This window comes from Kribbella pittospori (genome assembly GCF_004331465.1).
Classification (GTDB): Bacteria; Actinomycetota; Actinomycetes; order Propionibacteriales; family Kribbellaceae; genus Kribbella; species Kribbella pittospori.
On record NZ_SJKB01000012.1, the window covers coordinates 47,717 to 69,757 of the forward strand.

The following is a 22,041-nucleotide window of genomic DNA, read 5'->3' on the forward strand; positions in this document are numbered from 1 at the left end:
TGCCTTGGCAAGCGTTCCCGTTCCTGGAGAGGTCACCATGGCAATCCGTTCCTGGCGCCGGCCGTCGCGCCGGCTGGTTCTCACCGGCGTCGCCGCCGTCGCCCTCGCGTCGGTCGTCGGCGGGGTCGCGTACTCGGCCGGGGCCGCCTCGCAGCAGCCGGCGATTCAGACGTCGACGCCGCGCACCGAGCGGCAGGTCACCAACATCGACGTCCTGCGGCAGCAGTTGCGCAACTACTACGGCGACCCGCTCGGCACCGGTACGTTCGCGGCGGACAGCAACTACGCCAAGGAGGCCAAGTCGGCGGCCGCGTCCGGCAAGCGCTGGATCTCCGCGCCGCACCACACCAAGAAGACCAAGGCGATCCTGCTGGACGTCGACGACACCTCGCTGGCGACCTGGAACTACGAGATCTTCAGCAACTGGGCGTTCAACCCGGCCACCAACGCGGACTACGTGCTGAACCAGCGCTTCCCCGCCGTACCGGGAATGGTCGACCTGGTGAAGACCGCGGAGCGGGAGGGCTACGCGATCTTCTTCCTGACCGGTCGCGGTGCCGCGCAGGAGCAGGCGACGCTGGGCAACCTGACCGAGGACGGGATCGGCGTCGACGCCGGCTTCCCGAAGCCGACGGCGTTGCGCGACGGTGAGGACGGCCTGTTCACCAAGCCGGCCGTGGCCGACTACCCGGACTACCTGCAGAAGGCGTGCGCGAATGACCCGAACGGATCCTGTACGACGATTCACTACAAGTCCGCGACCCGGGCCCACATTGAGTCACTCGGCTACGACATCGTCGCGAACTTCGGCGACCAGTTCTCCGACCTGAAGGGCGGCTTCGCCGACCGCACTTTCAAACTGCCGAACCCGAACTACTACCTGCCGTAAATCAGCGGGGGAGAACGCCTTGCAAGAGCGTTGTGACGTGCTCGCGCAGGGTGGGTTCGAACTCCATCCGCAGCGCCGAGATCGAGGGATCCGCCTCGAAGGCGGCGAGCAGGGCCGGGGTGGGATGGGCGTGCGTCCAGACCGCCCCGGCCAGCATGCTCGCCGGCGGGATGAAGCGCCGCGCGCCCTCTTCGCCCATCTCCGGTAGCGCGCCGACGGCCAGCTCGACCATCCGTTCGTAGCCGACCGCCGCCGCGCGCTTGAACGCGATCGCGGTGTCGGTCGAGATGTTGCGCTCCAGCACTGACGCCTGCGTGCTGATCAGATCGCAGAACACCGGACGCCCGGCCAGCGTGCTCACCACAGCGTCCACCAAGAGCTCCGCCCGCTTGTCGACGGACGCGTCCGGCGGTACGGCGGCGAGCGCGGTCGCGAGGTCCTCCACCCAGGCCGCGAGCTCGGAGCTGTTGAGCTCGAGCAGGACAGCCTCCCGCGACTCGAAGTACTTCAGTACGTTCGACTTCGCCAGGCCGACGCGACGGCTCAGCTCGTTCAGGCTGACGTCGCTGACCGGCATCTCCGCCAGCATCGCCGCCGCGGTCGCCAGGATCGCCTCCCGCCGGACGGCTCGCTGCTCCTCGCTCCGGGCCCGCTGGAATGTCGTCACGCTCACAGTCTACAGACCGCTGGTCTGTTGTTATCGTACCGCCGGTCTGATAACGTCAAAGCCATAACAGACCATCAGTCTTTTATGGAGGAACCGATGTACGTCGTACCCGACCAGACCGGCAAGCTCGCTGTCGTCACCGGCGCCAACAGCGGCACCGGCAAGGAGGCCACCAAGCGCCTCGCCGCCGCCGGTGCGCGGGTGGTGATGGCGGTCCGGACCGTTGCGAAGGGCGAGGTCGCTCGGGCCGAGATCCTGGCCGAGCACCCGGACGCCCAGCTCGAGGTACGGCGGATCGACCTCGCGGACCTGGCGTCGGTCCAGGAGTTCGCCGACGGCCTGAGCGCAGACGAGTCGCACCTCGACCTGCTGGTGAACAACGCCGGCGTGATGACTCCGCCGACCCGCAACGTCACCAAGGACGGGTTCGAGCTGCAGTTCGGCTCCAACTTCCTCGGCCCGTTCGCGCTGACCGTGCGGCTGCTGCCGCTGGTGCTGGCCGCACCGACGCCGCGGATCGCGACCATGAGCAGCGGGACGGCGAACTACGGCCGGATCCATTTCGACGACCTGCAGTGGGAACGTCGCTACCGCTCGAACCTGGCGTACGCGCAGTCGAAGCTCGCCGACCTGATGATGAGCAACCACCTGGCCAAGCTCGCCGCCGACCGCGGATGGAACCTGCTCAGCGCAGCCGCGCACCCAGGCTTCACGCGCACCAACCTGCTCACGGCCGGCGCCTCGCTGGGTCGTGACCACCTTCCGCTCGCCACCCGGATCGTGCACCGCCTCAACGCGCTCCCGTCGCAAGGTGTCGAGATCGGCACTGAGCCGCTTCTGTTCGCCGCAACCAGCCCCGACGCCCAGTCCGGCGCGTACTACGGCCCGTCCAACTTCTTCGGCCTCGTCGGACCCACCAAACTGGCCGCCGCGCCCAAGCGTTCCCTCGACGTCGAGGACAACGCCAGGCTCTGGTCCGCCGCCGAGCAGCTCACAGGTGTTGCGCTCCCGCAGTCCGGTCCTATCCTGCGCAAATGACCCAGTGGTCGAGCGGTGAGATCTACGAGTCCTACGTGGGCCGATGGAGCCGGCTGGTCGCGGCCGACTTCGTGAGCTGGCTGGACCAGCCCGCCGGCCTGCGCTGGCTCGACGTCGGCTGCGGCACCGGGGCGTTGACCAGCACGATCCTGCGTACGGCGGATCCGGCCTCGGTGCTCGGCGTCGACTCGTCGGCCGGCTTCCTCGAGTACGCCAAGCAGAACGTCCGCGACGAGCGAGCGAACTTCGAGGTCAGGTCGGCCGCCGAACTGCCGGATGGTCCGTACGACGCGGTGGTCGCCGGGCTCGTCCTCAACTTCGTCCCCGAGCGGGTCGAGGCGCTGCGCCGGATGCGGGAGATCGGGTCGACGGTCGGCGCATACGTCTGGGACTACGCCGACGGCATGCAGCTGATGCGGAACTTCTTCGACGCGATGATCGAAGTCCGTCCACAGGATCGCGAACACGACGAGGCGGTCCGCTTCCCGTTCTGTACGGCGGAGGGCCTCGAAGGACTGTTCACCGAGGCCGGGTTCACCACGGTCAGCACGCGGGCGATCGTCGTACCGACGGAGTTCGCGTCGTTCGACGGTTACTGGCAGCCGTTCCTGGGTGGTCAGGGGCCGGCGCCGGCGTACCTGCGCAGCCTGGCCGAGCCGGATCAGGAGACGCTGCGGGAGGCGGTGCGTGCGCGGTTGCCGATCGAGACGGATGGCTCGATTCGGCTGACAGCGCGGGCGTGGGCCGCGAAGGCGGTCAGCTGAGGTAGTCGGACCGGCGCAGGCCGAAGAGGAGGTCGTCGGTCCACTCGCCCTTGAACCAACTGTTCGACGGTCGAAGGCCTTCCTGCCGGAAGCCGAGGCGTTCGAGTAGCCGGGCCGACGCAGTGTTGCGGGCGTCGCACTCGGCTGAGACCCGATGCAGCTTGCGCTCGATGAACAGCTGATCGAGGAGTCCGCGGACAGCCTCGGTCGCGTAGCCGTTGCCCTGGTGCTCGGGTGCCAGGGTGAAGCCGAGTTGGGCCTGCCTGAGGTTCTCGTGCAGGTTGAGGCCGATGTCGCCGATCAGTACGCCGTCCAGGTCGACGGCGTACTGGAACCAGCCGGGCTCCAGCGGATCGCCGTTCGCGAAGTCGTCGACCATCTTGAGCGCCTCGGCCAGGGGGAGTGGCGCGTCCCACGACTGGTAGCGCGCAACGTCCGGATCTGACCGGTACGCCGCGAACGCCTCCGCGTCCTCGGGGGTGAAGCGACGCAGGCCCAGCCGCTCGGTGCGCACCAACATCGGGCCATCATGTCAAAACCGCGCCCTCGGCTCCGTCGTACCAGTGAGAGAGGGGAGCGCCGATGAAGTTCCTACTGATCCTTCAGGGCGACGGCGAGCGGCCGCTGCGCCGCGACGAGTTCGAACGGGCCGCGTACGACGCCGGCGAACTGGTCTGTGGCGAGGTGCTGGCCGACCCACAACTGGCCGTGTACATGCCCGATCGAGTGGCTCCGGCCGCCATCGACGCCTACTACTTGATCGACGTGGAGAGTCGCGAGCGGGCGGTCGAGCTCGCGCGTCTGCTGCCGGACTGCCGGCGTGCCGGGCGATCCGTCGAGATCCGTGCAGTGATGCACTCGACCGCCGCGGATTTCTAGCGCACGACCTTGAACCAGAGGTTGGTGGCGAGCTCGTTGTCCGTCACGCTCAGGCGTTCGAGGGCGACGGTCCGGCCGCCCGGCTGGTCGAACAGGCGTGTGCCGTCGCCGAGCATGACGGGGACGAAGAGCAGCAGTACTTCGTCCAGTTCGCCGGCTTCGATGCACTGCTTGGCGACGTTCGCGCCGATCACGTTGACGTACTTGTCTCCGGCTGCCTCCTTCGCCATCGCGATCGCCTTCGCGAACTCGTCGACGTACGTGACGCCTGACTCGGGACTAGTGGGCGGGCGGTGCGTGAGTACGAAGAGCGGGCCACTCCAGCCGCCGCCGAACGCGTGGCCCTCGCCGGCTTCGCCCTTGTGCGGGTCGTCCCCGTCGTGCGACCGGCGCCCGGCCAGGATCGAGCCGATCCGGCGGATCAGATCGTCGACCTCCGGGTTCGGACCGAGGTACGGGCGCATCCACTGCATGTCGCCGTCCGGGCCGGTGATGAAGCCGTCCACCGACATCGTCACCGAATACAGCACCTTCGCCATGAGTCCTCCTGCTCGCTCGTTGGTTGGTTCTTGTTGAGACGAGCGAGCAGGAGAAAACTCATCGGGACGCGGGGCCGACGTCCGACGGAGTGAGCGGGCGGTTGATCGGAGCGGCCTTGCTGTACTCGTCGGCGCCGACATCCGCCGTGCCGGTGCGCGGCTGACCGTCGACGTCCTTCGGCACGTTCGGGTAGCTGTTGCTTGCGGCGTTGATCGCGGGACTGGAGGACGTCAGGCGGCGGATGCCGTCGGCGCCGGCCGCGAGCTTCGGGTCCTTGCGGGAGAATCCATCGACCGGGATGTTGCCGTCGGCAGCGGCGCCCCAGCAGAGGTTGCCGGACCACGCGATGCCGTCCAGGTAGGGCATCGACACCAGTTGCTTGCCGGAGTCACCGACCAGCAGGTTGTCGGTGATCGAGCAGCCCAGTGGCGGCAGGGTCCGCTGTGATTCCCCGCTGATCGCCGTACCGCAGGACAGAACGGTGTTGAGCGCAATCGTCACCCGGTCCGGAGCGTCGTTTCCCTGGCGGCTCTCCGGTGAGTCCTCCGGCTTGTGGTCGCGCACGTTGCCGCTGCCGAGCACGATGCCGGAGCCGCCGATCTGCTCGGTGTAGTTGTTCACGATCAGGTGATCGTTGCCGTAGATCCGGATTCCGTTGCTCCCGGCAAGGATGAAGTTGCCTTCGACCCGGGATCGGTTGCCGTGCCGGAGCACGATGCCGCCGAGGCTGTCGCGGATGGTGTTCTGCCGGATCGTGTTGCCGGACGACTTGACCGAGATCGCCTCCGGGTCGCCGTTCGCACGCTCGAACAGGTTCTGCTCGACGAGTGCGCCGGCGTCGCTCAGCGAGCGGCCACTAAGACCAAGCCGGATCGGTTCGCCGCCGTTGTCGCCGGCGAAGGTGTGGTCGGAGAAGTAGTTGCGGACGATCCGCACACCGCGCGCCATCCCGTCCGACCCAGGTCCCTCGACTCCGAGGAAGATCCCCAGCGTCGACTTCCCGTGGAAGTGGTTGCGCTCGACGGTGGTCGAGTCGCCGCGGACCATCAGCCAGTGCATCCCCTCGATGTCGGCGAGTTGAAGGTCGTTGCGGCTGATCGTCACGTGCTGACAGGTGGTCGGGACCTCGAACGTGGTCCGTTGCTTCAGCGTGAACCCGTTGACGGTCACGTACGACGAGTCGCCGAACACGAACCCGCGGTTCCCGGTCAGCATCACGCCACCTACCGTTTCGGCGCGGATCACGATCGGGGCGCCGGCGCTACCGCGCTTGCCCTGGATCGCGATGGTCTCGTCGCCGGGAACGTCGTACGTGCCGTTGGCGACGACGATCTCGCTGCCGGGACGGGCTGCCGCGATCGCCTTCCGGAGCTCGTCGAGCGTCCGGGCGCGGACAGGGCGGACCTGGGTAGTTGCAGTGGCTGTCGCGGGCAGCGCGGTGGCGGTGAGGCCGGCGCCGAGGGCGGTGGCCAGGAAGGTACGGCGATGCATGGCGTCCTCCGGGGGTGACTCGGGGCGGGGTCCGGATCTGGCTGCCCAGTCTGTGGTCGATCGGCGGACGCTGGCAAGCGTTTACCAACGAAGCTGCGCGGATCTCCCGTGGGGCGGGACGGATGGGTGCCGGGTTCCGCGACACAGCCCCGGTGCGATCACGTCAGGTAGCGCCGGTAGCCTTCCGGCAATCGGCCTTTTCGGATTCGGGAACGAGGTGGATCGGGGCGATGCCGGAGCGGAACGAGTCGCGCCAGGCGCTGCCCGACGTCGAGCTCCACCGGCCTTCGGAAGCCCGGCTCTACGACCTGTTTCTCGGCGGCAAGAACAGCTACGAGGTGGACCGCCGGCTGTTCCAGGAAGTCCTGGAGATCGCGCCCGAGGCACCGGACCTGGCCCGGGAGAACCGGCGCTGGCTGGGCGACGCGATCCGCTGGATGATCAGCGACGACGTCCATCAGTTCCTCGATCTCGGGTGCGGCCTGCCGGCTGCGCCGAACACCCACGAGGTCGCGCTGAAGGCCGATCCGCGGGCCAGGGTCGTGTACGTCGACAACGACCTGATGGCGATCTCGCACGGTCAGGCGCTGCTCGCGGACGACCGCAGCACGTTCTTCGCGGGCGCCGACCTGACCGACCCGGAGTCCGTGCTCGAGCATCCGGTCGTCACCGAGGCGCTCGACCTGAATCGGCCGGTCGGCATCATTCTCGGGCTGGTGCTGCACAGGATCCCGGACACCAAGCAGGTCCGGCGGTTGGTCGCCGACTACCTGGCCGCGGTGCCGCCCGGGTCGTACCTGGCGATCACGCATCCGGTGAACTCCCGGGACGGCAGCCGGCTGGGCGAGTTCGCGACCGCGGTCGAGGAGAAACTGAAGGAGTCCTTCCCGGCCCTCAGCTTCCGCGCTCCCGTCGAACTCGCCGAGATCGTGGCTGGTCTCGAGCTGATCGAGCCGGGTCTGGTCGACCTGAGCGGCTGGTGGCCACCCGCCGAGCAGAAGCTCAGTCCGACCGGCGCTGCCCTGCTGCTGTACGTCGCTCTCGCGCGCAAGCCCTGACAATTCGCTGGTGGATCGACCCGGGTCGCACCGATGATGGGTCACATGTCTGCTCAGGCTGCTGCTGCCGCTCACTGATCACGCGGTTCCCCGCCTGATCACGCCCGTCCAGGTGGCGGGCCCCTTCAGCGTGCAGTCCACCAGCCTTGGAGCTCTTCTCATGCACCCCACGTCATCATCGGCGGCGGTCGAGATCGCGTGCGACGAATCGGGGTTCTCCGGGAGCAATCTCCTGGATCCCGAGTCGCCCGTGATCACCCACGCCAGTGTGGATCTCGACGTACCGGAGGCGGCCGAACTGGTCGCCGTACTGCAATCCCGGTTCCGCCGTCGGGGCACCACCGAGTACAAGTCCAACCTGCTGCTCCGGCCCGAGCAGCGACCCGCGCTCGAGTGGTTCCTCACCACGCTGCGCGGGCACGCCCATGTCCACGTCATCGACAAGACGTCGTACGTCGCGAGTCGGGTGATCGAGTTGCTCGTCGACGAGCCGTCGTACGGCGATGGCACCCGGATGGGACGGGATCACGGGGATGCCGTGGCGGCGTTCCGGGATCGGACCGACTTCCTGGACGCGTTCCTCATCATGACGCGGACCAAGCGATTGCGGCTGCTCGACCATGCCGCGATCGACCGGTTCTTCGCGTTGCTGCCGACTGATGTGCCCGTCCTCCGCGAGGTCACGCGGGCGAGGGTCGAGGAGGTGCTGCTGCGGTTGATCGACGACGATCGTTCGATCCCGCCTCCGCTCGAACCGATGGTGCCCGCGGTGGCCGACACGGTGTTGTTCTGGAGCGCCGGGCAGCGGTCGGTCGCGGTGGTGCACGACGAGCAGAGCGCGCTCACGCGAGGTCGGATGGCGCGGCTCGGTGCCTTCCTTGCCGATGCCGTCGCGCCGGCACCGCCTCCGCTCCTCAGCCTGAAGCAGGTCGACTCCAGGCACGATCCTCGAGTGCAGGCGGCAGACTTCCTGGCAGGCATTGCCCGCTGGCTCGCTACCGACCCGACGCCGGTCCCGGCCCTGACCGAGCTACTCGATCCGTATCTGCCGGTCTGACGCCCGCGCGGTCGTCGGCGGATGGCGGGTTGTTTGCTGGCTGGCGGGTTGTTGGGCGCCAGCGGTGAAACAACCCGCTAGTGAGGGCTGGAAACCCGCGACCTTTGCTCGGCGAGGAAGGCTTCCCAGGTGCGGTGGCCGGTGGTGGCGCCGGTCAGGGTGAGGTTTCCGCCGGCGCGGTAGACCTTGCCGGCCTTGCCTGGAACGCGAACCGGCATCGACAGCCGGTGCTTTCCGGTGGTGCGCAGGTAGTCGCGGGCGAGCTCGCCCAAGCTGTAGACCTTCGGGCCGACCAGGTCCGGGACGAGGCCGGCGGGCTCGCCCAGCGCCAGCTCGACGAGCCGCGCCGCGACGTCGCGCCCGTCCACCGGCTGGAACCGCACGCCACCGGGGATCGGCAGCACCGGGAGCTTCGCCATCATGCGCGCGGTGTTCCAGGCGAAGTCGTGGACCTGTGCGACCCGCAGTACCGTCCACGGCACCGAGGACTCCCGCACGGCTTGCTCCGCGCCGAGCTTGGACTTGAAGTACGTCAGCGGGAGTTGGTCCACCGCGGTCACCGAGATGTGCACCAAATGCTTCACTCCGGCCCGCTCGGCCGCCCGCACCAGATTCCGCGTGCCGACATCGTCCCCCTTCGGCCCACCCGCGAGATGGATCACCACCTCCACGCCGTTCAGAGCGTCATCGATTCCGTCCCCCTGCAACAGGTCCGCCACCACATGCTCGACCCCGTCCCCAACCTCCTTCGGATGCCGACTCAGCACCCTGACCGTCCACCCCGCTTCCACGACCAGCGGCACCACCAGCCGTCCCAACGTCCCAGTCCCACCCGTCACCAACATCACGCCCACAATTCCTCCACTCATCACGACCCACCTCCGGGCCCCACCCCTCTGACGTAGCCCACGAGACAGATGTGACTGGACGATGACCGCACAGCCATTCGCAGCCTGTGGTGTCGGTAACACTCGGGACGCCCGGAGCGATGGTGCCCGTGACGAGGGGGGAACCATGGGCTTACTCGATCGACTGATCGGACGCCGGACCGTCGTACACCCGACAGAGGTGCGGTTCACGGTGTTCGGCGGAGATGACGACCTCGAGGTCGTGGGGGAGAGCCACTATCAGGATGCTTTGTGGGCCATCTGTGGTGCCCGCGTAGGTCAACGGGTTCGCGAACCGATTGTCGCGGTCCTTGTGCCCGAGCCGCAGAATCCGTACGACGAGAATGCCATTGCGGTGTACATCGGCCAGCACGTGGTGGGCTACCTGGACCGGGAGACGGCCGCGCAGTACGTCGCGGACATCCATCGATTGATGACCCTGCACGGCACGCACATCGCCTTGGAAGGCGTGGTCGTCGGAGGTGGCTATCGGGACCACGGACCGGGATTCCTTGGCGTCTGGCTCGAGCATGACCGGCGAGACTTCGGCGGTCAGCGTGCACCCCGAGGCAACGCGGAACATCCGGCGATGCGCACAGGTTTCACCGAAGCCTGGCTCACGGACGCCGCCGACGACTCCTACGACTTGTCCTGGTACGACGACCTGCCTGACGCGGACCGGCCGGCGATCGCGATGCTCCGCGACCTCCTGGCATCGGATCCGGATCCGATCGATCGGCACTTCCAGTTCGCCGAGTTGGAGTCCCGGCTCTACCGCTGCCGCGACCTCTATACGTCCGCGCTGGACGAGTTCGACGAAGTCTGCCGTGCCCACGACGCCGAGATGGAAGGCATCTGCCGGGCCTTCATGACGAAATGGAACAAGATCCCGCTGCTCGAGACCTATCGGCAGATGGCGATTCGCCAGCAGAAGAAGAAGGACTGGCAGGAGTGTTTGGCGTGGACGGAGCGCGGCCTGAGTCTGTACGGCGAGGCGGCGGCGCGGGAGGACGCCGTCGAAGATCTCCAGAAGCGCCGCAACCGGGCCTTGACCAAACTAGAGCAGGCTGCGCGGCCCGAGAAGCCGAAAGTTGTAGCCCGGCTCGGTGAGATCACGCTTCTGCCATCTGCTGTCGATGCTCCGGCTCCGGCTCGGTCGGCTGACTTGGAAGTCCTGGTCTGCACTCGGTGCGGATCCGAGTTCGAGAGACTCCGGGTGCGCGGCCGCAAACCCCGGTTCTGTCCACACTGCAGCGCGTCCTGACGGAATACTCGCCGTACGGACCTAGCTGGATGCCGGTCCGCAGCAAAATGTCGAGGGGTGATTTGGGGTTCCGACGTTGGTGGTGATGGCGCATCGTGCGTCGTACGCGAGGAGGTTGTGATGAAGTACCTGATCCTGATCTATTCGAATCCGGAGCCGTGGGGGCATCCGACGATCGACTTCACCGAGGTGGGGCGGGCGATTCCGGATGATGAGCGGGCGGCGATGCACAAGGAGTTCGAGGAGATGCTGGCGGAGATCTCGGAGTCGGGGGAGTTCGTGACGGCGCAGGCGCTGGGAGCGCCGGCCGAGTCGACGATCTACCGCGTCGGCTCGAAGGGCCGCCGGGTGGCGACGGACGGGCCGTACGCCGAAGCCAAGGAGCAACTGGCCGGCTTCTTCCTGATCGACGTCGCGTCCCGGGAACGGGCCGAGGAGCTGGCGTCCCGCTTCGCCGGTCCCGGAGACACTGTCGAGTTGCGTCCGGTGATGTGACGGTGCCCGGGATCCGCCTCTGCTCGCCGACGATCAGCTGCCCGAATGCGCTCGAACTGGCGGCGTTCTACGCAGACATCACCGGTGGACGGATCGCGTACTCCGACGACGTCTGGGCGACTGTGGACGGACCCGGGGGCCGGATCGACTTCCAAAGCGATCCGGCCTATGTCCCGCCGACCTGGCCGGAGCCGACGGTTCCGATCCAGTTCCATCTCGACTTCGACGTCGACGACCTGAATGCCGCGGCGTCCCAGGTCCTGGCTGCGGGCGCCACCAAGTACACGCACCAGCCCAACGCCGACCACTGCCTGGTCTTCGCCGACCCGGCCGGTCACCCCTTCTGTCTGTCCACCTGGGACCCGCTCAGCCCGTGACTCCGGTCACGGCCGCAGGTATGGCTCCGGTCTCTGTCAGGTCTCGCCCAGCGAGACGTGACGTACGACGTACCGCCAGGCGTCCGGCTCGCCTACCCTGATTGAACTTACCGAGAGTCAGGAGGGGCGAGCTGTGACGACTGTCGTCCTGATGGGTCCACCGGGTGCCGGCAAGGGCACGCACGCCGACAGGCTCGCCGAGCAAGCCGCCGTACCGGCCATCTCGACCGGCGACATCTTCCGCGCCCAGGTCGCCGCCGGGACGGATCTCGGCCGGAGAGCCCAGCAGTACCTCGACTCCGGTGCGTACGTACCCGACGACGTCACGATCGCGATGGTCCGCGAGCGGCTGGCCGAGGACGACGCCCGATCGGGCTTCCTGCTGGACGGCTACCCCCGCACCCTCGAACAGGCCGCCGTGCTCGACGAACTCCTCACCGCGCAGGAACGCCGCCTCGACGCGGTCGTCGTCCTGCGGGTCGACCAGGAGGTCCTGGTCCGCCGCCTGCTCCGGCGAGCCGAGATCGAGCATCGCTCCGACGACACCGAGGACGTGATCCGGCGCCGCCTCAAGGTGTACGCCGACCACACCGTCCCGCTGATCGAGCTGTACGGCGACCGCGGCCTGGTGCACGAGGTCGACGGCGACGGCGAGGTCGCCGAGGTCCGCGAACGAGTCCTCCAGGTCGCCTACCGCCTCACCCTCGCCGAACGCCCCATCCCCGGCGCCTGAACAGCCGCGCCTGTCCGAGCGCGCGGCTGTCCTGTCTTGGTGACGTCAGTTGCGCCAGACCGGGGCGACTGACTTGCGGTAGTTGCGGCCGAAGATGCCGTTGATGATGGTGAGGACGGGCTTGGGGACGGTGCCGGTGATGGCGGCGGATGCCTCGGGGTCGGCGCCGTCGAGGGCCCAGGCGAAGAACGTGCCGCCCTGCGCCGGGCTGACCTTGGAGAACTGCCGGCCCATCGCCTTCATCTCGGCGGTGTCCTTCTTCGCCAGGTACACCCCCTCGATCTCCGTCTCCTCGTGATCCAGGTGCAGCACGGTCACCCGCTGCAGCTCCTGCATCGCGGCCAGTGCGGTCGCCGCGTCCTCGGCGCTCGCAGTACGGCGAAGGGACGCGATCGCGTCGCGGGTCTTCGCCAGCGCGGCCGCCATCGTGTCGTGCTCGGCATCCATCTGGGTCAGCACGTCCCGGCTCACCCCGATCGATTCCAGGGCCGGCCAGGCGATGTCGTGCTCACCTTCGTGGTGCCGTACCAACTGCTCGTCGAAGTTGGCCCATGCGGTCGCGAGCTGCTCGGCCCGCACCTGATCCCCCGCGGAGAACGCCCCCAGCGCGTCGACGAACCGCTGCAGATCCCGGCGGAACGCCGCGTGAATCGCTTTGTTCATGCTCATCTCAGCCATAGCTCGGAGTGTAGGCTGAAGGACGCTTGAAGTGGGGGTGTCCGGATGGGTACGACGGTCGAATTCTCCGGGACCGTACGCCGCTGGAACCCTGACAAACCGGGTGGTCTGGCCGTGGTCGACGTACCAGATGATTGCGTGACGCAACTAGGCGGCCGCAAGCAGCGACGGGTGACCGGGACGCTGAACGGTGCGGAGTTCGCCGGCAGCACGATGCTGGTCGCCGGTGGTGGATTCTGTGTCGGGGTCAGCAAGGCTGCGCTGAAGGCGGCGAACGCCGCGGTCGGCGACGACGTCGAGGTCGTCCTGCAGCGGGAACAACCGTAGGCCGGCGCCGGTTGTCGCTGAATATGCATGGTGAGTACAAGGTTCCGGGCGGCAAGCTCGTTGTTGCCGATCTGGATGTGATCGATGATCACATCCGGCAGGCGCAGATCAGTGGGGACTTCTTCCTCGAGCCCGACGACGCGCTGGAGCGGATCAATGGTGCTCTTGCCGGTCTCCCCATTGCCACGCCCGCGGCGCAGGTTGCTGCCCGCGTGCGTGCCGTATTGGGGGACGGAGTCGAGATGCTCGGGTTCTCGCCCGAGGCCGTGGCCGTTGCCGTACGGCGGGCGCTGACCGGGGCGACCGGTTGGCGCGATCACGAGTGGGAGTTCGTGCACGACGTACCGCGGGAGCCCGCGCTGCAGATGGCGCTCGACGAGGTGCTGGCCGAGCAGGTCGGTTCCGGTGAGCGGCCGCCGACGCTGCGGGTCTGGGAGTGGGCGTCGAACGCGGTCATCATCGGCAGCTTCCAGTCCCTGCGCAACGAGGTCGACCTGGAGGGCGCCGCCAAGCACGACGTGACAGTGGTACGGCGGATCAGCGGTGGCGGAGCCATGTTCGTTGAACCAGGCAACACCATCACGTACTCGCTTTACGTCCCCGAGTCACTCGTCTCCGGGCTGTCGTTCATCGAGTCGTACGCATTCCTCGACGACTGGGTGATCGGCGCGCTGAACGATCTCGGCATCGCGGCGACGTACCAGCCGATCAACGACATCACCTCGCCCGCCGGCAAGATCGCCGGCGCCGCGCAGAAACGGTTCGCCGGTGGAGCCGTCCTGCATCACGTCACGATGGCCTACGACATGGACGCCGGGAAGATGCTCGAGGTACTGCGGATCGGCCGCGAGAAGCTGTCCGACAAGGGAACGACGAGCGCCAACAAGCGGGTCGATCCGCTGCGCAGCCAGACCGGCCTCGATCGCGCCGAGGTGATCGACCGGATGGCCGCGTCGTTCGGCAACCGCTACGGCCTTAAGTCAGGCACGATCGACAAGGCCACCGTGGATCTCGCCGAAGAGCGCGTCACCACCAAGTTCGGCACCGAGGAGTGGCTCACTCGCGTCCCGTGATCGGTACGGCGTTTCCACTCACGCGGACTCTGGTGTCGTCGGCACGCAGTTCGACCTGGATGCGGCTCGGGCGACCCAGATCGTCACCCTGGTGCAGTGTCAGCACGACCGGCGGTTCGACGAGCCGGCGCTCGCGTAGATAGGCGCCGAACGCCGCAGCCGCGGCGCCGGTTGCCGGATCCTCGACCACACCGCCGACCGGGAACGGATCGCGCACGTGGAACACAGTCGGGGACTCGCGCCACACCAACTGCAAGGTCGTCAGATCCCGCTGCAGCATGTAGGCGAGCAGCCGATCGAAGTCGTAGTTCAGGTCGGCCAGTCGTTGCCTGGTCGACGTACTCACGATGAGATGCCGCGCCCCGGCGTACCCGATGGCCGGCGGCAACTCAGGATCGAGCTCGTCCTCATGCCAGTCGAGGATCTCGAGTACGTCGCTGATGTCGTCGATCTCCTCGACGTGCGGCTCGACGCTGGTCAGCGTGGCCCGCAGTCCGTCCGGTGATTCCTCGACCACGACGGGCACGAGCCCGGCCTGGGTCGAGAAGACGAGCTCACCGGGACCGATCCGCTCGGCCAGCGCGACCGCGGTGGCCACGGTCGCGTGCCCGCAGAACGGCACCTCGGCCCTGGGGGAGAAGTAGCGCACCGGGATCACCCCGTCGCGACCTCCGGGACCGCTGGTCAGGAAGGCGGATTCGGAGTACCCGACGTCGGCGGCGATCGCCTGCATCTCGGCGTACGTGAGCCGGCTCGCGTCGAGCACCACTCCGGCCGGGTTGCCGCCGGCCGGGTCGGACGTGAACGCCGTGTACCGCAGCACTGTCATCCGGTCATCCAATCATTGCCGCTCCAACCGGACGAAGGTCGCGCTCGGATCACTGACCATCTCGGTCACCTGGAACGCCCCCAGCGCGTTGGCCACGTCGTCGAACAGATGCTCGCCGCTGCCTGCCAGGATCGGCGCGATCACGAGGTTGAGCTCATCGATCAGACCGGCCCGCAGGTACTGCTGGACGGTGTGGGCGCCACCGGCGATGACCACGTCCCGGCCACCGGCGGCCTTCAGCGCGCGCTCCAGCACGGCCTCGATCGGCTCGTCGGTGAAGTGGAACGTCGTACCGCCCTCCATCGGGATCGACGGCCGCAGGTGGTGGGTGAGAACGAAGGTGTCGTGGTGGTACGGCGGGTTGTCGCCCCACCAGCCCGTCCACGACTCGTCCTCCCACGCACCACGCTGCGGGCCGAACATGTTCCGTCCCATGATCGTGGCGCCGACACCTTCGGCGTACCCGTCGATCCGGTCCGCCCCGAGCCCGCTCTTGCCGGCGGCCCTGTCTGCCTGCGCGACCTCCATCCAGTCGTGCACCTTGTCCATGCCGTCGCCGAACGGCGCGTCCAGCCGCTGACCGGGACCGGCCGCGATCCCATCGAGAGTGATCGTGAAGTTGTGGACCCGAACCCTTGCCATGACAATCCCCTCAGTCTCTGTGCGGTCCTGCGTACACCCCCAGGTCGGAACCGCCCCGACCGCCTTGACATGGGTCAGTCTGTCCAATCCAACTGCCCCTCCGGAATCCCCAACCCCCGCCCAAACTCCTGCGCCTCGGCCCGCGCCGCCGTGTCACCGCGCTCGTATCGGAACACTCGGCCCGGGAACACGACGAAGACCTCCCGCGCGTCATGGAAGTCGGCGTACCACCCCGGCTGGTCCAACGCCCCGGCCAGCGTCTCCGCCAGCACCTCGGCCCCCTCGTCCTCGACGCCGAACTCCAGCACCGACCACACCGCCGCCTGACTCGGCGTCGCACTCGCCACGGCGTACCGACTGATCTTCCGCACCACCAACGGCACGTCCGAAATCTCCACCCCAACCCGCAAACTCTCCAAAATCAACGCACCCTCAAACACCCAGCCTCCTCTCGACTTCTGCAGAGGAGGCTAGGGGTGCCCGCCGACAGTTACGCGAAGAGTGGGATCTGGGCGTTTTGCGGGGTGGCGCCGTAGGAGGCGATCACCTTGTTGAGTTCGGACTGGTAGTACAGCGTGCCGAGGCCGAAGACGAACATCAGCAGCAGGCCGACACCCGCGCTGCAGGTGACCGGCAGGCCCGCGGCCCGCTGGGTGTTGGCGATCCGGTTGCCGGTGTTGAAGTACGACACGAGCGGCGCGACGAACGTCCAGCCGAGCAGCAGCAACACCAGCATCGGCCCGGCCACCGGAACCACCCGGCGACGGTCGAACTGCGCCATCTCGGCGTGGATCTTGTAGTACCACACGAGGTGATAGATGCCGAGCGTGATCAGCGGCAGCCCGAGCCACACCCCGACCGGGTTGCGCTGCTTCATCTGAAGTCCTTGTGCCACCGGTGCACCGGCGCGTCCGGGCAGCACGATTTCCTGCGACATGATTCCCCCTCCGAAGAAAACTTCTGGCAGCTGGTTCCCCCCGGCTGCCGGAAGTCGGTCAAGGCCGCTCAGACTAGTGGTCCTCACGCATCGTGACTACCGGCGCGGTCAGTTTGTTATCTCCGGCCGGCCGGGACCCGTTTAGCGTGGGGTGGTGGAGCGGATCGGGTATGTCATTTTGTATGTCGAGGATCTCGGGGCGTCGGTGGAGTTCTATCGGGATGTGGTCGGGTTGCCGTACAAGTTCACCGATGCGGGGTATGCGGAGTTCGGGACCGAGGGGACGCGGTTCGCGTTGTTCGAGCGGCGGCGGGCGGAGTGGTTGACCGGGCGGACGGTCTCGCCGGGGGCGGCCGGCGAGGTGGTGGTGATGGTCGACGACGTGGACGCGTGGGCCGATCGGCTCGCGGCCCGCGGAGTCGAGGTGCTCAGCGGGCCGGCCGATCGGCCGTGGGGACATCGGACCGCGCATGTCGCGGATCCGGACGGCTTCGTGGTCGAGTTCGCCCAGGAGATCCCGCGGCTGCGCGGCCGCCGCGTGTGAAGTTGGTTGTCAGAGGCAACTGTGTCAGCGGTGCCGGTTCTGGTACTGCCAGCGACGACGGTGCGCACCGCTGATCAGGAGGATCCAGAACATGCCCCACACCAGCCACGGCGCGGCCAAGGTGATCGCGGTGATCACCAGCGCGATCATCAGGATCGGAGCGAGCATCACGAACGGCGGTGGGCCTTGGCGCCGCCGCGGCTTGGCGGTCCGCGGCGACCACGGTCCCTGCGCGCCCTGGAGGTCGGCCGGGTCCGGGAGGTCGTCGAACAGTGGCTCGAGGTCGTCGGAGTACCGCGCCCTGGTCGCCTGCTCGCTGCGCTCCTCGAACTCGGTCTGCGTCAGCCGGCCCGCGACGAAGTGGTCGCTGAGTACGGCGACGGCCTGGTCGCGTTCGGTGTCGCCGATCCGCAGTGGGCCGCGGCGCCGCTCCGGCGTGCGGTCAGCGGCATCGTCCTCGCGGGGATCCAGCTTGCGCCAGTCCGGCCCGCCCCAGTCGGGTCCACGCCAATCGCGACCGTGCCAGTCGCGGTCCTGCCAGTCGTGGTTGTGCCAGTCGTGGCGGCGGCGGCGGCCGCGTCGGTCGGCGTCGCGCGAGTCGGGGTCGCGCCATTCCGGCAGGGGCGAGCTCATGACCGGTCCTGCTCGTCGTCCGGTCGCTCGTCCGCGAGGATCCCGTACAGCTTCCGCCGCAGTTCGGCCAGCGCGTCCTTCGCGCGCGCCTGCTGCTCCGGCGTGCCGGTCGCGAGGATCTGCCACATCGCCGTCGCCACCTGGCCGAGCAGCGGCTTCAGCCCGTTCTCGTCGTCATCGCTCGGTGCGCTCATCGCCTCCCACGGCGCGGACACCTCGTCGGAGTGCTCGGCGACGTACGCGCGTCCCTCGTCGGTCAGCGTGAAGGTACGGCGGCCGACCTCGGCGTCGGCGGTGACCAGGCCCTCGTCCTCGAGCTGCTGCAGGGTCGGGTAGATCGACCCCGGGCTGGGCTTCCACACGCCGCCGCTGCGCTCGGCGATCTCCTGGATGATCTGGTAGCCGTTCATCGGCTGCTCGGCCAGTACGGCGAGGATCGCCGCGCGCACGTCACCGCGCCGAGCCTTCGGCCCACGCCAGCGCGGCGGCGGACCCCACGGCGGGCCGAACATCTGGCCGCCACCGCCGAACATCCCCCACTGCCCGGAGAACGGCTGGTGGTGTCCCCGGTGACCGCGCCGCCCGGTCATGGCCGCGTGCAGTTCGTCCTTGATGTCGTCGACAACTGAGTCGAAGGCTGAGCAGTGCTGTGCGAGTTTCTGCCACGGCCAGCCCGCGGCGTACGTCGATCCGGTCATCCCGACCACCCGTCTCTCAGGAGAATGCGATACGTCGACGATATATCGCGACACATCGCAACCCAAGGGGATCGTGCCCAGGGACTTCGGCTCAGGACGTCAGCTTTCAGGACGTGAGCTTGAGGTCCGCCACCGTGGCGACCAGCAGCAGCGAGTCACCCTCGACGGACACCTGCTTCAATGCTGCGTCGAACGGAAGCTGTGGAAAAGCCAATCCACGGGCCAGTTGGGACTTCACCGCGTTGCGCACCACCGACGGGATGGAGTCGGACATGCCGTCGACGCCCAGGGCGATCCGGCGGCCCTTCACCTGCGGGGTGACGGCCACCTCCGTGTTCAGACCGCCGACGGACAGCCGCGCGTGCAGTTTGCCGTCGACGATGCGGAAGCTCAGACCCTTGATGCTGGTGGTGCTGGCGGCCAGCTTGGTCAGCTCGTCCGGCGACAGGCGCACCCGCATGGCGGTCGAGTCGACCGTGACCGCCGTACCGGGCTTCTGCTCGAGCAGAGCTCGGGGCACGTGTACGCCGGACATCTCCACCACGAGATCCTGAGCGGCGACGTCGTTCGAGAAGGTCGGTTGCTTCATCGTCAGCGTGACCGATGAGAACTTCTCCTTGGCCAACTGCGGGAGGAACCCGAAGCCGCCCACCTCGACGGATGTGTCGGTGGCCTCCACGTCGTACTTCGCCGCCTGGTTCTCGGCCATCGTGGCCAGCCGGTTCTCGGCCGCCCACTCCGCCGCTCGGTCGACCGCGACCGCCAGTACGCCCAGCACGATCACCGTCACCACCAACCGCCGCAACCAGCGGCCCGATCCTCTGGATCTCATTCCTGCCCTTCCGACAACGGCGGATCCGTCGATCCGCACAGCCTAGGGCTCAGACGTTCGGGACACGGATTCAGTTGGCGACGGCTGCGCGAAAGCCGGCGATGGTTTCGCGCAGTGCGTCGTCGGTCGCTGTGGGTTTGATGCTGAAGGCAACAGTTGTGGCGGTGGAGTCGACGACGAACGGGCGACGCCACTGGTACTGCGTCTCGATCATCTCGCGAGCGTCCGGGTTGAAGAGTCCGCCGATGCGCAGCGCGACGGCGGGCATCGCGGAGATCCGGGCCGCTGGTGCTCCGGCGAGCTCGGCCGTGCGGGTGGCGAGAGCGCGGATCGACATCGGGTCCGGTGTCGGTACGTGCCACGCTCGTCCCCAGGCGGTCTCGTCTGCGGCTGCCGCGACGAGGGTCTGGGCGACGTCGCCGACGTACGTCCAACTGTGGAGCGCATCCAGATCGGCGGGCGCCGAAGCGCGCTTGCCTCGCAGCACCTTGGGCAGCACCAGAATGGTGAACGGCGAGACCGCGCCGGCACCCAGGTAGTCCGAACCGCGCACCTCGGCCGTCCGGATCCGGCCCGCCTGATGTGCCGCCAACGCGTCGGTCCAGAGCTTGGCCCGGACCTGTCCCTTGACGGAGTTGGGCTGCAGGGGAGTGTCCTCGGTGATCGGCCCGTCAACCTGGCCGTAGGCGTACAGGTTGCCGGTCGTCACCAGCACAGCCCCGCTGACCTCGGCCGCATGCACCAGTGCGGCTCCCAGTGGAGGCCAGTCGGTCGGCCATCGGTGGTACGCCGGACCTGCGCACGAGTACAGCGCCGCTGCGCCTTCGGCGTGGCGCGCCAAGGCTTCGGCGTCGCTAGCGTCCGCCGCAACTCGCTCGATCTCGCCGTTCTCTTGAGAAGGTCCGGGCTGGGGAGCGCTGCCGCTGCGGGTGATGAGGCGGACCTGCTCACCCCGGGCAGCGAGCAACCGAGCCGTGGCTGAGCCGACCGGACCGGCGCCGACAACGACGTGCAGGGACATGGCGGACAACCCTTCGTGACTGATGTTCTTGATCGAGAACAGTGTTCTCTAATGAGTTCACTGTACTCCATCCTGTGTCAGACTGATCCCATGTCCGCACCGTCCCTGCGCGCCCGGGTCCGCTCGGAGATGAGCCAGGAGATCAAGGACGTCGCCCGTCGGCACCTCGCCACGGACGGCGCCAACCTCTCCCTACGCGCCGTCGCCAGGGACCTCGACATCGTCGCGTCGGCCCTCTACCGCTACTTCCCGAGCCGCGATGCCCTGCTCACCGCGCTGATCATCGATGCGTACGACGCTCTCGCCGCCGCCGCGACCACCGCCGAGTCCGCCGTACCGCGTGACGACCTCCGCGGCCGCTGGCTCGCCGTCTGCCGCGGCGTCCGCACCTGGGCGCTGGCCCACCCGGCCGAGTACGGCCTGATCTACGGCAGCCCGGTCCCCGGGTACGCCGCTCCCCAGGACACCGTCGAGCCGGCAACCAAAGTGATCCTGCTCCTCGCCGCCATCGTCACCGACGCCGGCGACCGCCTCCGCTCGCTGACCGCATCACCACTCACAGCACCGCTCCGCGCCGACCTCCGTCGCCTGATCCGCGAACGCAAGGGCGACATGCTCGAGGAACGACTCGACCGCGTCCTGGTCGCCTGGACGCACCTGTACGGCGTACTCAACTTCGAAGTCTTCGGTCGCCTCGACGAGATGATCGAGGCCCGCGCGCAGTACTTCGATCACCACATGATCCTGATGGCCGACCTGACCGGCCTCCCCGCGTGACCGCCGAGACCTTCGCCGACTACCGCGGCCTCCTGTACGCCGTCGCCTATCGCGTGCTCGGCAGCGTCGCCGAGGCCGAGGACGTCGTACAGGACTCCTGGCTGCGCTGGAGTCGCGTCGACCCGGCCACTGTCGACGATCCCGAGGGCTACCTGGTCCGAGTCGCGACCCGCCTCGCCATCGACCGTCTCCGCAGTGCAGCGGTACGCCGTGAGTCCTACGTCGGACCGTGGTTGCCGGAGCCGATGCTCACCAGTCCGGACGCGGCCGACGACGTCGTACGCAACGACTCGGTGTCCACGGCGATGCTGCTCGTCCTGGAAGCACTGTCGCCGACCGAACGCGCCGTCTTCGTTCTGAACGAGGCGTTCGGCTACAGCCACAACGAGATCGCCCGCATCCTCGGTCGCCAGGACGCCGACGTACGGCAAGTCGCGCACCGCGCGCGCAAGGCGGTCGCAGCCCGCCGGCGCCGCTACGACACCGACCAGTCCACGCAGCGGCAGGTGACGGAGAAGTTCCTGGCAGCCTGCCTCGACGGTGACGTGAAGGCATTGATGGAGGTGCTCGCGCCCGACGTGACCTTGATCAGCGACGGCGGCGGACTCACCGGCGCGCCACGCAAGCCGATCCACGGCCCGGAGTACGTCGCGCAGGCGTTCATCGTGCTGTCGCGGCGGCGCCCCGAGGGTTCCCGCGTCGAGCTCCGTCAGGTCAACGGAGCACCGGGCTTCGTGATCACTTCAGGAGGTACGGCGGTCGTCGCGGCGACGTTCTACCTGGTGGATGGCGCGATCGACACCATCCACGTCGTCAGCAACCCGGAGAAGCTGACCGGCGTGAGCTGATTCACTGTCACGTCTCGGCACGCTGTCTCGTCCGTGGGGCGCACCAATCACCCCACGGAACGG

Annotated in this window: 29 protein-coding genes; 15 read left to right on the forward strand and 14 right to left on the reverse strand. The window is 68.0% G+C overall.

Annotation, left to right across the window (positions count from 1 at the left end; translation table 11 throughout):
* Positions 1-37: 37 nt before the first annotated feature.
* Positions 38-889, forward strand: a complete 852-nt coding sequence (locus tag E0H73_RS32340; RefSeq protein WP_131362763.1) for an HAD family acid phosphatase — start codon at positions 38-40, stop codon at positions 887-889.
* Between the two features lies 1 nt (position 890).
* Here the strand turns inward: E0H73_RS32340 and E0H73_RS32345 are convergent, their stop codons facing one another.
* A complete protein-coding gene (locus tag E0H73_RS32345) occupies positions 891-1,556 on the reverse strand; it encodes a TetR/AcrR family transcriptional regulator (protein ID WP_131362765.1) in 666 nt (221 codons plus the stop codon).
* A gap of 84 nt (positions 1,557-1,640) precedes the next feature.
* Between E0H73_RS32345 and E0H73_RS32350 the strand changes: the two genes are divergently transcribed.
* Entirely contained in the window at positions 1,641-2,594 is a 954-nt protein-coding gene (locus tag E0H73_RS32350) for an SDR family oxidoreductase (RefSeq protein ID WP_238164410.1), read from the forward strand.
* Positions 2,591-3,358 (forward strand): class I SAM-dependent methyltransferase, encoded by a 768-nt coding sequence (locus E0H73_RS32355; protein WP_131362766.1) that lies wholly within the window; start codon positions 2,591-2,593, stop codon positions 3,356-3,358. The genes E0H73_RS32350 and E0H73_RS32355 overlap by 4 nt, the downstream gene beginning before the upstream one ends.
* On the opposite strand, the gene E0H73_RS32360 is transcribed toward E0H73_RS32355, so the two are convergent.
* A complete protein-coding gene (locus tag E0H73_RS32360) occupies positions 3,351-3,878 on the reverse strand; it encodes a GNAT family N-acetyltransferase (RefSeq protein ID WP_131362768.1) in 528 nt (175 codons plus the stop codon). The two genes, E0H73_RS32355 and E0H73_RS32360, sit on opposite strands and share 8 nt — an antisense overlap.
* A 62-nt stretch (positions 3,879-3,940) precedes the next feature.
* On the opposite strand from E0H73_RS32360, the gene E0H73_RS32365 reads away from it, so the two are divergent.
* Positions 3,941-4,237: a YciI family protein gene (locus E0H73_RS32365; RefSeq protein ID WP_131362770.1), complete on the forward strand. Its 297-nt coding sequence runs from the start codon at positions 3,941-3,943 to the stop codon at positions 4,235-4,237.
* Here the strand turns inward: E0H73_RS32365 and E0H73_RS32370 are convergent.
* Positions 4,234-4,776, reverse strand: a complete 543-nt coding sequence (locus tag E0H73_RS32370; RefSeq protein ID WP_131362772.1) for a dihydrofolate reductase family protein — start codon at positions 4,774-4,776, stop codon at positions 4,234-4,236. The genes E0H73_RS32365 and E0H73_RS32370 overlap by 4 nt on opposite strands.
* A 58-nt stretch (positions 4,777-4,834) precedes the next feature.
* The gene (locus E0H73_RS32375) at positions 4,835-6,268 is read right to left on the reverse strand and encodes a polysaccharide lyase 6 family protein (protein WP_131362774.1); all 1,434 of its coding nucleotides are present in this window, start codon (positions 6,266-6,268) and stop codon (positions 4,835-4,837) included.
* A 230-nt stretch (positions 6,269-6,498) separates the two neighbouring features.
* On the opposite strand from E0H73_RS32375, the gene E0H73_RS32380 reads away from it, so the two are divergent.
* Together E0H73_RS32380 and E0H73_RS32385 are read left to right on the forward strand one after the other, a co-directional pair.
* Positions 6,499-7,326, forward strand: a complete 828-nt coding sequence (locus E0H73_RS32380) for an SAM-dependent methyltransferase (RefSeq protein WP_131362776.1) — start codon at positions 6,499-6,501, stop codon at positions 7,324-7,326.
* A gap of 160 nt (positions 7,327-7,486) precedes the next feature.
* Positions 7,487-8,383, forward strand: a complete 897-nt coding sequence (locus E0H73_RS32385) for a DUF3800 domain-containing protein (RefSeq protein WP_131362778.1) — start codon at positions 7,487-7,489, stop codon at positions 8,381-8,383.
* Between the two features lie 77 nt (positions 8,384-8,460).
* On the opposite strand, the gene E0H73_RS32390 is transcribed toward E0H73_RS32385, so the two are convergent.
* On the reverse strand, positions 8,461-9,252 hold the full coding sequence (locus E0H73_RS32390; protein ID WP_238164411.1) for an SDR family oxidoreductase: 792 nt from the start codon (positions 9,250-9,252) through the stop codon (positions 8,461-8,463).
* Positions 9,253-9,397: 145 nt separating this feature from the next.
* Here E0H73_RS32390 and E0H73_RS32395 point away from each other — a divergent pair, with 145 nt between their 5' ends.
* From E0H73_RS32395 to E0H73_RS32410, 4 genes are all read left to right on the forward strand, one after another.
* Positions 9,398-10,534 carry an HIRAN domain-containing protein gene (locus E0H73_RS32395; protein WP_165555907.1) on the forward strand — a complete coding sequence of 379 codons (1,137 nt, stop codon included), beginning with the start codon at positions 9,398-9,400 and terminating at the stop codon, positions 10,532-10,534.
* 120 nt (positions 10,535-10,654) lie between these two features.
* Positions 10,655-11,029, forward strand: coding sequence for a YciI family protein (locus E0H73_RS32400; RefSeq protein WP_131362782.1), 375 nt, complete (start codon positions 10,655-10,657; stop codon positions 11,027-11,029).
* A gap of 2 nt (positions 11,030-11,031) precedes the next feature.
* On the forward strand, positions 11,032-11,406 hold the full coding sequence (locus E0H73_RS32405) for a VOC family protein (protein ID WP_131363133.1): 375 nt from the start codon (positions 11,032-11,034) through the stop codon (positions 11,404-11,406).
* A 133-nt stretch (positions 11,407-11,539) separates the two neighbouring features.
* Positions 11,540-12,139, forward strand: coding sequence for an adenylate kinase (locus E0H73_RS32410; protein WP_272949168.1), 600 nt, complete (start codon positions 11,540-11,542; stop codon positions 12,137-12,139).
* A gap of 45 nt (positions 12,140-12,184) precedes the next feature.
* On the opposite strand, the gene E0H73_RS32415 is transcribed toward E0H73_RS32410, so the two are convergent.
* Positions 12,185-12,817 carry a hemerythrin domain-containing protein gene (locus tag E0H73_RS32415; RefSeq protein WP_131362784.1) on the reverse strand — a complete coding sequence of 211 codons (633 nt, stop codon included), beginning with the start codon at positions 12,815-12,817 and terminating at the stop codon, positions 12,185-12,187.
* 45 nt (positions 12,818-12,862) lie between these two features.
* Here E0H73_RS32415 and E0H73_RS32420 point away from each other — a divergent pair, with 45 nt between their 5' ends.
* Both E0H73_RS32420 and E0H73_RS32425 read left to right on the forward strand, forming a co-directional pair.
* Complete coding sequence (locus tag E0H73_RS32420) at positions 12,863-13,144, forward strand: DUF1905 domain-containing protein (RefSeq protein ID WP_131362786.1); 282 nt, start codon at positions 12,863-12,865, stop codon at positions 13,142-13,144.
* Between the two features lie 23 nt (positions 13,145-13,167).
* Positions 13,168-14,217 carry a lipoate-protein ligase LplAB gene (locus tag E0H73_RS32425; protein ID WP_131362787.1) on the forward strand — a complete coding sequence of 350 codons (1,050 nt, stop codon included), beginning with the start codon at positions 13,168-13,170 and terminating at the stop codon, positions 14,215-14,217.
* Here the strand turns inward: E0H73_RS32425 and E0H73_RS32430 are convergent.
* The 4 genes from E0H73_RS32430 to E0H73_RS32445 all read right to left on the reverse strand — a co-directional run bounded on the left by E0H73_RS32430 (position 14,201) and on the right by E0H73_RS32445 (position 16,565).
* On the reverse strand, positions 14,201-15,046 hold the full coding sequence (locus E0H73_RS32430; RefSeq protein WP_131362789.1) for a PhzF family phenazine biosynthesis isomerase: 846 nt from the start codon (positions 15,044-15,046) through the stop codon (positions 14,201-14,203). The genes E0H73_RS32425 and E0H73_RS32430 overlap by 17 nt on opposite strands.
* A gap of 12 nt (positions 15,047-15,058) precedes the next feature.
* Entirely contained in the window at positions 15,059-15,688 is a 630-nt protein-coding gene (locus E0H73_RS32435; protein WP_131362791.1) for a dihydrofolate reductase family protein, read from the reverse strand.
* A gap of 74 nt (positions 15,689-15,762) precedes the next feature.
* Positions 15,763-16,071 (reverse strand): hypothetical protein, encoded by a 309-nt coding sequence (locus E0H73_RS32440; RefSeq protein ID WP_238164412.1) that lies wholly within the window; start codon positions 16,069-16,071, stop codon positions 15,763-15,765.
* 107 nt (positions 16,072-16,178) lie between these two features.
* Entirely contained in the window at positions 16,179-16,565 is a 387-nt protein-coding gene (locus E0H73_RS32445) for a DUF4234 domain-containing protein (RefSeq protein WP_238164413.1), read from the reverse strand.
* A gap of 214 nt (positions 16,566-16,779) precedes the next feature.
* On the opposite strand from E0H73_RS32445, the gene E0H73_RS32450 reads away from it, so the two are divergent.
* Positions 16,780-17,169 carry a VOC family protein gene (locus tag E0H73_RS32450; protein WP_131362797.1) on the forward strand — a complete coding sequence of 130 codons (390 nt, stop codon included), beginning with the start codon at positions 16,780-16,782 and terminating at the stop codon, positions 17,167-17,169.
* Between the two features lie 24 nt (positions 17,170-17,193).
* Here the strand turns inward: E0H73_RS32450 and E0H73_RS32455 are convergent, their stop codons facing one another.
* The 4 genes from E0H73_RS32455 to E0H73_RS32470 form a co-directional block, all read right to left on the reverse strand.
* Entirely contained in the window at positions 17,194-17,802 is a 609-nt protein-coding gene (locus tag E0H73_RS32455; protein WP_202867667.1) for a DUF1707 SHOCT-like domain-containing protein, read from the reverse strand.
* Positions 17,799-18,500 (reverse strand): PadR family transcriptional regulator, encoded by a 702-nt coding sequence (locus tag E0H73_RS32460; protein ID WP_131362798.1) that lies wholly within the window; start codon positions 18,498-18,500, stop codon positions 17,799-17,801. Before E0H73_RS32460 ends, E0H73_RS32455 begins: the two co-directional genes overlap by 4 nt.
* 106 nt (positions 18,501-18,606) lie before the next feature.
* A complete protein-coding gene (locus E0H73_RS32465; protein WP_131362800.1) occupies positions 18,607-19,332 on the reverse strand; it encodes an LmeA family phospholipid-binding protein in 726 nt (241 codons plus the stop codon).
* 70 nt (positions 19,333-19,402) lie between these two features.
* A complete protein-coding gene (locus tag E0H73_RS32470) occupies positions 19,403-20,353 on the reverse strand; it encodes an NAD-dependent epimerase/dehydratase family protein (RefSeq protein WP_131362802.1) in 951 nt (316 codons plus the stop codon).
* 90 nt (positions 20,354-20,443) lie between these two features.
* Between E0H73_RS32470 and E0H73_RS32475 the strand changes: the two genes are divergently transcribed.
* Together E0H73_RS32475 and E0H73_RS32480 are read left to right on the forward strand one after the other, a co-directional pair.
* Positions 20,444-21,130: a TetR/AcrR family transcriptional regulator gene (locus tag E0H73_RS32475; protein WP_131362804.1), complete on the forward strand. Its 687-nt coding sequence runs from the start codon at positions 20,444-20,446 to the stop codon at positions 21,128-21,130.
* Positions 21,127-21,978, forward strand: a complete 852-nt coding sequence (locus E0H73_RS32480) for an RNA polymerase sigma-70 factor (RefSeq protein ID WP_131362806.1) — start codon at positions 21,127-21,129, stop codon at positions 21,976-21,978. Before E0H73_RS32475 ends, E0H73_RS32480 begins: the two co-directional genes overlap by 4 nt.
* The last annotated feature ends 63 nt before the right edge of the window (positions 21,979-22,041 follow it).